Source organism: Salinivirga sp., from assembly GCF_035268865.1.
Lineage (GTDB): Bacteria > Bacteroidota > Bacteroidia > Bacteroidales > Salinivirgaceae > Salinivirga.
In genome coordinates this window covers 34,838-42,433 of the sequence record NZ_DATFKB010000073.1, presented here as the reverse complement: position 1 = coordinate 42,433, position 7,596 = coordinate 34,838, and the positions used below count along the sequence as shown (strand labels likewise).

Annotated in this window: 7 protein-coding genes; 5 read left to right on the top strand and 2 right to left on the bottom strand. The window is 40.0% G+C overall.

Translation table 11 applies throughout. The annotated features are described in order from the left end of the window. Window positions 1–249: hypothetical protein (locus VJ937_RS04585; RefSeq protein WP_324065713.1), on the top strand; the 249-nt coding region annotated here is incomplete at its 5' end. A 111-nt stretch (window positions 250–360) separates the two neighbouring features. Beyond that, window positions 361–1,521, top strand: coding sequence for a hybrid sensor histidine kinase/response regulator (locus VJ937_RS04580; RefSeq protein ID WP_324065712.1), 1,161 nt, complete (start codon window positions 361–363; stop codon window positions 1,519–1,521). An 83-nt stretch (window positions 1,522–1,604) separates the two neighbouring features. On the opposite strand, the gene VJ937_RS04575 is transcribed toward VJ937_RS04580, so the two are convergent. After that, window positions 1,605–1,865, bottom strand: coding sequence for an RNA recognition motif domain-containing protein (locus VJ937_RS04575; RefSeq protein WP_057954284.1), 261 nt, complete (start codon window positions 1,863–1,865; stop codon window positions 1,605–1,607). 258 nt (window positions 1,866–2,123) lie between these two features. Then, window positions 2,124–3,074, bottom strand: a complete 951-nt coding sequence (locus tag VJ937_RS04570) for a formylglycine-generating enzyme family protein (protein WP_324065711.1) — start codon at window positions 3,072–3,074, stop codon at window positions 2,124–2,126. Between the two features lie 160 nt (window positions 3,075–3,234). Here VJ937_RS04570 and VJ937_RS04565 point away from each other — a divergent pair, with 160 nt between their 5' ends. The 3 genes from VJ937_RS04565 to murA all read left to right on the top strand — a co-directional run bounded on the left by VJ937_RS04565 (window position 3,235) and on the right by murA (window position 7,592). Continuing rightward, a complete protein-coding gene (locus VJ937_RS04565) occupies window positions 3,235–5,562 on the top strand; it encodes an ATP-dependent helicase (protein ID WP_324065710.1) in 2,328 nt (775 codons plus the stop codon). 132 nt (window positions 5,563–5,694) lie between these two features. Beyond that, window positions 5,695–6,285: a DUF4290 domain-containing protein gene (locus tag VJ937_RS04560; RefSeq protein ID WP_324065709.1), complete on the top strand. Its 591-nt coding sequence runs from the start codon at window positions 5,695–5,697 to the stop codon at window positions 6,283–6,285. Beyond that, the gene (murA, locus tag VJ937_RS04555; RefSeq protein WP_324065708.1) at window positions 6,285–7,592 is read left to right on the top strand and encodes a UDP-N-acetylglucosamine 1-carboxyvinyltransferase; all 1,308 of its coding nucleotides are present in this window, start codon (window positions 6,285–6,287) and stop codon (window positions 7,590–7,592) included. The genes VJ937_RS04560 and murA overlap by 1 nt, the downstream gene beginning before the upstream one ends. The last annotated feature ends 4 nt before the right edge of the window (window positions 7,593–7,596 follow it).

Below are 7,596 nucleotides of genomic sequence, written 5' to 3'. Positions count from 1 at the left end.
GCTGCCGCAAGTGAAGAGCTGGCAACAAGTGCTGAGGAACTCAACAGCCAGGCAGACAATATGCGTGATGTAGTTTCATTCTTCAAATTTGATGATGGCAATAATAAAAGAAAAAAGAAACAGCAAACAAAACAAAAAACTGATCAACAACCTCGTGCTGAAAAACCTCAAAACCCTAAAACAACCAACACCAAAGGGGTTAATCTGAATCTTAACCGCGAAGACGATAGCGAATTTGAAAACTTTTAATGATTCTTAAAAACTAAAGCATAAGTTTTAAGCAGGGTGGCTCGTAAAAATATTTAGTAGGTTTAACATGAGCTGCCCTGTTTAATATCAAAAAAGTTAAATCAATGCATAATGAACCAAAAAGTCAATATCCTCTATCTTGATGACGATCGTGAAAATTTAGTTGGTTTTGCGGCAACATTTGGTAAGCTCTACAATATTTTTGAAGCACAAACTATACAAGAGGCCCGAAACATACTCTCGGAGCAAGATATCCAAATTGCGATTATCGACTTTAAAATGCCGGAAATGGATGGCGTTGACTTTATCAATCTGGAACAAAAGCGCACACCACACATCATCTTCATTATCATCTCTGCATATACCGATGCTTCAATAGTAATAAAAGCCATAAACCAACACAACATTTACGGATATATTCAAAAACCATGGAATTATGATGAAGTAGCCATAATGCTAAAAAATGCCAGTAATGTATTTAGCGAAAGACAGGAAAAAACCAGACTGACCAAAGCCCTAAAAGAAAAAAATGCGCAACTAAAAAAGGCCATCGAAAATGAACATAAAGCACATGAACTAAAAAATATTTTTCTGGAAAATATTTCACATGAAATACGGACACCATTAAACTCCATTCTTGGGTTTAACCAACTAATTGCCAGCTCATCGGACACTAACAAATTGGCAGTATATACAAAATGTTCTCTTGATGCAGGATACGATTTGCTTAAAATAATTGATAATATACTGGAGGGTGCAAAGCTAATTACCGACCAAACAGACTATCACATAATATCAATCGGTTTTAATGACCTGATAAAGGAGGCTTTTGAAATTATGGAACAAAAATGCACTCCCAGGCCAAACTTCAGTACGCACCTTGAAAAAAACTATAGTATTTTAGTTGACCATGAAAAATTTATCCATTTATTGGTTAATATTTTGGAAAATGCCGTAAAATATGGCGAGAATAAACCTGTCGAGGTAACCTCAGCAACCACAGAAAATGCAATTCAATTAGAAATATCTGATCATGGCTGTGGAATGGACCAAATTGAAATTGAGAGCATTTTTGAACCATTTAACCAAACCAAAGAGCGACTTTTTGCTCCGAAAAAAGGTATCGGAATGGGCTTATTCATAGCTAAAAAGCACATCGAAAACATGAACGGGCAATTAGCTGTGAGCTCAGTGTTAGGTGAAGGTAGTACTTTTATGATATCAATGCCACTGCCTGAAAAAAGGCTGCCCGATGCCTCGGGCAGCCTGTAATTACTCTAAATAACCGGTAATAGAGACTAATCTTTTAATCGAAAACTTTATATGTTGAAGTTAATCGAAAAACAATTCTGCTATTAACGATCGTTAAACTGACGGCGTGGCCGTGCTTCGTTCACGATCATTTTACGACCTTCAAACTCTGATTCGTTCAGAGCTTCCATAGCGGAACGTGCTTCAGCATCGTCTTGCATTTCTACAAAACCAAAACCTTTGCTGCGGCCGCTCATTTTGTCGGTAATGATCTTAACTGAATCGACCTGTCCGTAGTCTTCAAATACAGATTTCAGGTCGTCTTCTTTAACCTTGTAATTCAGGTTACCTACATAAATGTTCATTGTGAAATAATTTAAATTAAAAAAGAAATGATTAAAGCAGGAATCCGCTAATCGAATTCCAATATTGTAGAGTTTTAACAGGCAGGTTTTTCAAAAGTTTAATGTATTCATAATTACTATAGCAAAGTAAAAGATAAACTGTTATAAAAACAAAAAAAAATTGTGAATAAAATGTCAAAACCTTTGAAAATCACACAGTTTTAGAAATCAGGAAAGAACGCGAAAAATCAAAATCAGCTGACAACAAGCAATTTAAAGCTATTTGCGATCTTTTACGAAACGGAAACCATACATAAAATAATTGGTATATTCGCCAACGCTCACACGATAAGCCACCCTGCAGGCTTTGGGCTCATCGCCCCAACTTCCTCCGCGCAGCACTCTTGAATAGCCGCTTTCAGGACCTTTGGGGTTTTCGACCGGGCTATAGCCATAATAGTCGCGGTTATACCTATCGGAACACCATTCATACACATTCCCGGTCATATCATAAATACCAAGTTCATTGGGTTGCTTTAATCCAACAGGCATAGTCCCATGGTTTTCATAAAATCCTGAGCTGTTATCACGCTTTGAGTTGCCATAGTGCCAGGCAACCTCATCAAGTTGGTTTCCACCACTGTACAAAAAACCTTCGCTTTTTGATCCCCCACGCGCAGCATACTCCCATTCGGCTTCAGTTGGCAAACGGCCACCGGCCCATTTACAAAAAGCTGCAGCTCCAAACCAGCTCACCTCTACAACAGGGTAATTACCCCTTCCCGCCTCTGGTACAAACTCACCATTGACATATTGAATTTGACTAAGCTTTTGATCGAGCGCTATAAATTGCTTGCCATTTTTTGAGGCATTTGCTCCTACATCAACACTGTTTAAGAACGAACAAAACTGAGCATTTGTCACCTCATACCGACTAATATAAAAATCATCAACTCTTACTTCATGTGCAGGCTGCTCATCTACACCACAATCGAACTGCTCCGATGTACATCCCATTTCAAATTGCCCCCCTTCTACTGCAACCATTTCTAAATTTACTCCACAGGAATCTTCCGTATAATCTTCAAAAGCCGGATGAGCTTTGTCACTCATAACAGCAACAAGCCAATACCCCAAACCAGCGTCACTATTAGAGGTCTGACCCTCAGCTGAGAAAGAAAAAACAACTATTACGGTTCCTATAAGAAAAGTAAAAGAATTTAACTTCATACCCGCATTATTAAGCGAACAAATTTAATATGAAAATACAAAAACCGAAATCCAACAGGTTTTTAAATTAATGAAATATAAAAATCGGGCCAATATTAAATTAATGCTTTTAAAGCCCGTATTTTTTTATGAAATTTGCACACCTTAAGCGATAAATACTATGCATGATTACCTCAAGAAACTCAATGAGGCACAAAGAGAAGCTGTAGTTAACACAAAAGGAGCATCACTGGTCATAGCCGGTGCCGGATCGGGCAAAACGCGGGTTTTAACATACCGGATTGCCCACTTGCTGGCCAATGGTGTACCTCCGTATAAAATTCTTGCACTCACGTTTACCAATAAAGCTGCCAGGGAAATGAAACAGCGTATTGGCGAAATAGTAGGGTTCGAACACGCATCAAACCTGTGGATGGGGACTTTCCACTCAATCTTTGCCCGTATTTTACGCTATGAATCGGCCTATCTGGGTTACGATTCCAACTATACAATTTATGATACTTCAGACAGTAAAAACCTGATAAAAAGCATCATAAAAGAAAAAAAACTGGATGAAAAAACTTATAAACCCGGCCAAATCCTTGGTAGAATATCGCGGGCAAAGAATAATCTGATTACGCCCTCAACCTATCAAAACAACTCAACTTATTATTCCACCGATGAAGCTCACAGGGTACCATACACCGGGCAAATATACGCCGCTTATATGAAGCGTTGTAAAATTTCAGGTGCAATGGATTTTGACGATCTTTTACTCAATACCAACATATTGCTGCGCGACCATAAAGCGGTGCTTGAAAAGTATCAACAAAGATTTGACTATATACTTGTCGACGAGTACCAGGATACAAATTTCGCTCAATACCTAATTTTGAAAAAACTGGCCGAAAAGCACCACAACATTTGTGTGGTTGGCGACGATTCGCAAAGTATTTACGCCTTCAGGGGTGCTAAAATTGAAAACATACTCAATTTCCAGAAAGATTATCCGGAAATGAAAGTATTCAAACTGGAGCATAACTACCGTTCGACCCAAAACATTGTAAATGCAGCCAACAGCGTAATAGCCAACAATCAAAAACAGCTGCCGAAAAAGGTTTTCACTGAAAACGACGAAGGAGAAAAAATAGGCATCGTTCGCGCCATTACAGAAGTCGAAGAAGGCCATCTAATAGCCAATTCCATTCAGGAAAAACGGTTAAATGAGCAGAAAAAATTCAGCGACTTTGCCATTTTATATCGAACCAATGCACAATCGCGTATCCTTGAAGAGGCCTTGCGCAAAAGAAATATTCCATATCGCATTTACGGAGGTCTTTCATTCTATCAGCGTAAAGAAATCAAAGACCTGGTAGGATATTTACGCATGACCATCAACCCCAACGATGATGAAGCGCTTAAGCGTATAATCAATTACCCGGCAAGGGGAATTGGCAATACCACAATGTCGAAACTTGAATCGGCTGCAACAGCCAATGGAATTTCAATATGGCAGGTACTTGCTGCACCACAAAAATATGGAGTAAATATCAACAGCGGCACCACAAAAAAGCTCCAGGGTTTTATTATCCTGGTGCAGCAATTCACAGAACTTGCAGCCAATAACGATGCCTATGATGCAGCCCTTCAAATTGCTTCCAACTCAGGCTTACTTAAAGACCTTTACAATGATAAATCACCCGAAGGTAGAAGCCGTTACGAAAACATTCAGGAATTACTCAACGGAATCAAGGATTTTGTTTCCAATGCACACGAGGAAGGTACCGATGTAAAACTGCACACCTACATTGAAAATATTGCCTTACTTACCGATATGGATAAAAACAAGGATGAAGACCAGGAGCGCATTACGCTGATGACCATACACTCTGCCAAAGGGCTGGAATTTCAGCACCTTTATATTGCAGGCCTTGAAGAAGGATTGTTCCCCTCATCCATGTCGATGGAGAGCCCGGAGGAAATAGAAGAAGAAAGACGCCTTTTTTATGTAGCACTTACACGCGCAGAGCACACAGCCACCCTGTATTGGTGCCAAAGCCGCTATAAATGGGGGTCTGTAGAATCAAAAAGCCCTAGCAGATTTCTAAAAGAGCTGGATCAGGCCTATATTGATGCTTCATCTGATGATAGCTACAGCTTCGAAAATCCCGAGCCCGGTCAAACACATTTTAGCAAACCCACGTCGCAACCCGCATTTCAAAATTCTTCTACCAGAAAATCCGGCACAATTAAAAGCCGAAACATGCGGCAACCCATGCGCTCAAGACCTACAGCAAATCAAGGTCCTGCAGCAGACCCAAACTTTACACCTGAACCGCCAGAAAATATTAAAGAGGGACAAACCGTCATACATCAAAGATTTGGAAGAGGCGAAATAACCCGTATTGAAGGCGAAGGCACCAACCGGAAGGCAAGTGTACAATTCGCAAGTGGCCGGAAAACCCTGTTGCTCAGATTTGCAAAACTAAAGGTCATTAAAGCAAGCTAGCAAAAAGACACACTTATGATTATACGTTTTTATAACCCAAAAAAATTAACTATTTTTACCAAATCAAACCTTCAGAACAAATCCAACCATTAATATTCGCTACAATTATAGCTTACCGAAAATAGAACGAAAATGGAATATAATACAACAAGAAATGAATTGATACTGCCAGAATATGGCAGACACATTCAAAAGCTGGTGCAGCACATTAAAACGATTGAGGACAGGGAAGAGCGCACAAAAGCAGCACATGCCCTTATTCCAATTATGGCGCAGGTAAATACTAATCTCCGGGAAAACGGTGATTACAAACATAAACTTTGGGACCACCTCTTTATTATGGCCGATTTTGACCTGGATGTAGATGCACCGTTTGAGATGCCCGATAAAGAGGTACTTAATCGTAAACCCGATCCACTGCCCTATTCGCAAGGCAAGTTTAAGAAAAAGCACTATGGTAAAATCATCCAAAATATGATGGACAAAATTGATGATTATCCACCAGAGGAGCAGGAAGTGCTTGTTGAACTCCTGGCCAATCAGCTTAAAAAATCATACGTAAAATGGAATAAAGACTCTGTAAATGATGATGTCATAATAAGTGATTTCATTGAATTGGCCGAAAAAGATGTAAATTTCAAGGACAACATCAAATTGGTAGAGACTCGTAACATACTTGCCAAACCCAAAAAGAAAAAAACAAACCGTAAAAACCGCAATTAATGGCTAGTTTCGTAATTGAAGGAGGGCATCAATTATCAGGAGAAATCACCCCACAAGGAGCTAAAAACGAGGCACTTCAGGTTATTTGTGCCGTATTGCTCACGGACCAGCCCGTAACAATAACCAACATTCCTGCCATTCGCGATGTGCATAAATTAATTGAACTTTTGCGCGGAATGGGCGTAAAAATAACCCAAAATGCTACCGACAGCTACACATTCCAGGCAGATAATATAGATCTCGATTATCTAAAATCTGATGCATTCAGACAGCAAAGCCAAACCATAAGAGGTTCAATTATGATTGCAGGACCACTTTTGGCCAGATTTGGAGAAGTTTACATCCCAAGACCTGGTGGAGATAAAATAGGCAGACGCCGCCTTGATACGCATTTTGTGGGTTTGAATAAACTTGGAGCCGATTTTCAGTTCGACTCAAAGAAGAGCGCTTTTACAGCCAAAACAAAAAGCTTAAAAGGCAATACCATGCTACTCGAAGAGGCCAGCGTAACCGGTACAGCAAATGTATTGATGGGTGCCGTGCTGGCAAAAGGCACTACAAAAATTTATAATGCTGCCTGCGAACCTTACCTGCAACAATTATCGAGAATGCTTGTGAAAATGGGCGCCAAAATCGAAGGTATTGCATCAAACCTGCTTACCATTGAAGGTGTCGACAAACTGGATGGTTGTGATCACCGCTGTTTGCCAGACATGATCGAGGTGGGCTCTTTCATAGGAATGGCAGCCATGACACAAAGTGAAATCACAATTAAAAATGCAGGTGTCGAACATTTGGGTATCATTCCCAGGTCTTTTGAGAAACTTGGAATAGCATTCAAGTTTAAAGGCGACGATATATACATACCAGAACAATCACGCTACGAAGTAGAGAAATTTATCGATGGCTCAATACTCACCATTGATGATGCTCCGTGGCCAGGTTTAACGCCCGACTTGCTCAGTATAATGCTGGTTATAGCCACGCAAGCCAATGGAAGTGTCGTAATTCATCAAAAAATGTTCGAATCGCGCCTATTCTTTGTCGACAAATTAATTGATATGGGTGCACAAATCATCTTATGCGATCCGCACAGAGCAACCGTAATAGGACTAAACAGAGCAAACAAGTTGCGCTCAACCGTAATGACCAGCCCGGACATTCGGGCAGGAGTAGCCCTGCTCATTGCAGCACTCTCTGCCGATGGGGTAAGCCAAATACACAACATAGAACAGATAGACCGTGGTTATCAAAATATTGATTTACGTCTAAATAATCTTGGTGCAAAAATTACCAGAATGGAATAAAACA